At 41.9% G+C, this 1,012-nt stretch carries 1 protein-coding gene; it reads left to right on the top strand.

Features of this window, described 5'->3' with window-relative positions; genetic code table 11:
• A partial coding sequence (locus AAV97_RS21160; RefSeq protein WP_046759449.1) for a hypothetical protein occupies nt 1–868 on the top strand: 868 nt, incomplete at its 5' end.
• Between the last annotated feature and the right edge of the window lie 144 nt (nt 869–1,012).

The raw sequence follows: 1,012 nt of genomic DNA, 5'->3' as shown, positions 1-1,012 counted from the left end.
CAGTAAAGCCCCTAAAATTGGAGCAATTGGACAAAAGCTTTACCAACAAACTGTTACAACAGCGATTCGTGCCGAAGCTGATTTAAACTTTGGGGTATGGGCATATCTTGCGGAAGTAGGTTACGATATGACACGCGATCCTCCAAAACCATTAATGAGTGATAACCCTGAACGGATGCATCGTCCTTCTACATTTCCACTCGGTGCAGCGCAAAACCAAATTGAAAACCTTGCCAAAGGTGATTTTCGTATTCCTGACCTGACTATTTTAACCATTAAAGCCGCAGAAATTATTGAAATGCGCATGTCAGGGATGATTGATTGGAAGCGTTTCTATCCCTTTGATGATAATATTGAGCGTTTGGTTGAAATTAAGTTTGGTAAGGATGATTGGGCGCTAGGTCAATATGAAGCTTACGAAGATATTGCTCCCAAAAAAGTACGAGAAGTCTCCGATAAAGATTGTCATTGTGATACCCGAAAACCACCCAGTGGCGGAACAAAAATTCCAGTTTATCCGCCGATTAAAAATCTAACTCCGTATAAAAATGCTACATTTCGCCCAGCAACTATTGCTTTAACTCCTAAAAAAGGCATTCCAAGTATGCTGGGTGCTTTAGGTAAATTGATTGTGCCCCCCTCACCACAAGTACAGTTTTATCGCAAACTTGTACCCCTTCAAGAGTATCAAAGCATGATGATTCCAATTACCGCCAGTGTTGGGGTCGCAGGGGCTTTTATTTGTGGAACAGTGGTTTTGGCAGGCGCAGCAGGTGGGGCAGTGGCTACAGCAGGGGCAATCGGTGCAAGTGAGGCAGTGGGTGGTGGTTTACTGATTACAGGCTTTGCCACTTTGGCACATTCATAAAAAATAGGAAACAACAGTATGATCAACAGCTATGCAGATTTAGAGCCTTATTTAAAAGATTTTCAGTGGCTAGAACATAAAAAAGATCAACCCTCCTTATTTATTACGGGTGCTGAATTTCAGGCACATTTTTTATATTTTGCA

This window comes from Acinetobacter sp. Ag2, from assembly GCF_001005515.1.
Lineage (GTDB): Bacteria > Pseudomonadota > Gammaproteobacteria > Pseudomonadales > Moraxellaceae > Acinetobacter > Acinetobacter bereziniae.
This window is presented reverse-complemented; position numbering and strand designations above follow the sequence as displayed.